The organism is Shewanella sp. MM_2022_3 (genome assembly GCF_022557375.1).
GTDB classification, from domain to species: Bacteria; Pseudomonadota; Gammaproteobacteria; order Enterobacterales; family Shewanellaceae; genus Shewanella; species Shewanella xiamenensis.
In genome coordinates this window covers 1-2,531 of the sequence record NZ_JAKZGV010000100.1, presented here as the reverse complement: position 1 = coordinate 2,531, position 2,531 = coordinate 1, and the positions used below count along the sequence as shown (strand labels likewise).

The following is a 2,531-nucleotide window of genomic DNA, read 5'->3' as shown; positions in this document are numbered from 1 at the left end:
TTACTTGACTAATCGTCATATCCCGTGTGTTATTAAATTGTGAAGCACAGCAGAACCTTAAGCTGTCGCCATCCAGTTTACGGGAGTGGTTTTATGCAGAAGTTTACCCTGTATGCATCGATTCTACCTTGTTGCCTATGTGGTCTAGTCAACCTAGCCAGAGCAGATGAGGCTTTGCCTAAAACGCCCCCCGAGGAAGCCCCAAAAAAGGTCAGCAAAATTGTCGTGGTGAACAACCCGATCTTCGACGAGTCAGATCCCGATGCATTTTTTATCCACCGTTGGGCGAACTATCTGCATATAAATACCAAGGAATATGTGGTTCGCGATAAGCTTACCTTTAGCGAAAACGATACGGTCACCCAAAAAGATCTCGATGAGTCTCAACGTTTACTGCGCGCCGAACCCTATATTCGTGATGCCAAAGTTTATACAAGTGAGAAAGATCCCCAAACGGATTCTCCCCTCGAAGATGAATCCATCATTATTGAAACTTGGGACAACTGGTCGCTACTGCCAACGGCCAGCTTTAGCAGCTCAGGAGGAGACACTCGTTACTCCTTTGGCGTAAAAGAAGATAACCTACTAGGTACTGGCATTCGCACCCGCTTAAAGTATCAATCTAACGAATCCCGCACTGGCTATAAGTTTGCCTTTGAGGCTCCCGTGAGTTTTATCGATCACGGCATTGTCGCCGCTGAATTTTATGATAATAGTGACGGCCAAGCTAAACATGTGTACGTGAGCAAGCCTTTCTATTCATTGAATACTGATACCATGTACTCGGCCGAGTTTTTAGATGATAGCCGCACCGATATTTTGAGACAAAATGGGCAAGAGGTGAACGAGTTTGCCCACACTGTCGATTATCTTAATTTGCAATATGGTTGGTTACTCAATAGAAGCAACGACAATCTGTCTCGCTTTATTGCTGGCTTTACCCAAGACAAACACGAGTTTGCCAATTCAGAGGTGTATCCCAACTCAGCGTTACCACAAGATAGGGACTTTATGTATCCCTGGGTTGCCTATGAATATGTTCAAGATGATTTTCAGATACTCAATAACGTGCACCTGATCCGTAATAATGAAGACTTTAACTTAGGATGGCATCACTATATCCAACTCGGTATTGAAACCAATGATATCGGCGACAATAGCCCAGTGGGTTACCACTTTAAATGGCAAACCAGTAAGGGTTATAAATTTGATGAACATCTTTGGTTACTGGAAATGGGCGCGACCAGCACTCTAGGCACCACGCAAAAAGACACTTTTCAGGCTAATGTACAAGCGGAATACTTCTATCAAATCAATCCAAAATGGATTGCATATGGCAAAGCTTGGGCAAGCCTGTCCAATAATACCTATCTCGATCTAACTCAAGGACTTGGGGATGAAACTGGAGTACGAGGTTATCCCAACGAATATCAACAAGGGGATAACCAATGGTTATTTACCGCCGAAATCCGCAATTATCCGAATATCAACTTATACCAATTAGCCGAACTCGGCTGGGCAGTCTTTGCGGATGTAGGCCAAGCCTCTGGCGGTCCCTTAGCCGACAATAACGAAGTCAACGGCCCACTCGGTAGCATAGGTATTGGCGCGCGGATTTATTCATCTAGATCCAGTTATGGCAACGTCGCCCATATCGATTTTTCGCTACCTTACACGGGGGGCGATTCAGTAAACAGTTGGGAATGGCGATTCTTAGTCAAACAAAGCTTTTAAGCTATTTAGTTGACAGAATATTAGCCTTAGAGACGCTATAAACCAGTTTAAATCTGGCCGATAAGAGCGATCCCTATGGCTCACTTTTAGTGATTTTTAAGTAGGCTATATTCTTCTAATCACTAAAGGGGGATTTATAGTGGTCAACAAAATTGGATTATCATCTCTGCTATTACTTCAGCCTTTAACCGCTTTTTAGTCGAGTATTTTCATTCTCAAGTTCATTTAAGCAAACCACTGACACTGTCCCGATCCCACTAAATTTAGCTCGCCATTGAAACCATCCACATCAAATATCTCATCAGTTCATAGCCTTACAGGTATTTCAATCCGAGGCGCATTAACGCAGAAAGAGTTATTCCATTTTAAGTCAACCCCACAGGAAGCAGGATGCCTTTGAGGCTGTCAGGTGTTCATTGCATGGTAAAGCGCTTATGCTGCGATCGAGGCATTTGGCAGAGCCCATTATGCCTTCAAGCCTTCACCTTGCCTAAAGTGCTTTGCTCTCCGCTAAATGAACAGATATTAAATACGATTGGTATGGTACATCACACAGTGATGCGCTCATAAATGAGAGGGATAAATGCTGTAAAACAGGATTCTGCGACAATTAAAATAGATAAACTCCAAAGACGAAAAAGCCCTAACATTGCTGTTAGGGCTTATCGAAATGTTGGCGGAGCGGACGGGACTCGAACCCGCGACCCCCGGCGTGACAGGCCGGTATTCTAACCAACTGAACTACCGCTCCTTTAACTTAACGTTTGCACATTAAGCTAAATTAGGCGCTTGGCGAT

1 protein-coding gene and 1 tRNA gene are annotated in these 2,531 nt (G+C 43.9%); one reads left to right on the top strand and one right to left on the bottom strand.

Going from position 1 to position 2,531, the window contains the following annotated elements:
- The first annotated feature begins 93 nt into the window (after positions 1-93).
- Positions 94-1,734: a hypothetical protein gene (locus MMG82_RS21210; RefSeq protein ID WP_241407396.1), complete on the top strand. Its 1,641-nt coding sequence runs from the start codon at positions 94-96 to the stop codon at positions 1,732-1,734.
- Between the two features lie 674 nt (positions 1,735-2,408).
- Here the strand turns inward: MMG82_RS21210 and MMG82_RS21205 are convergent.
- A tRNA-Asp gene (locus MMG82_RS21205) sits at positions 2,409-2,485 on the bottom strand.
- Positions 2,486-2,531 lie beyond the last annotated feature (46 nt).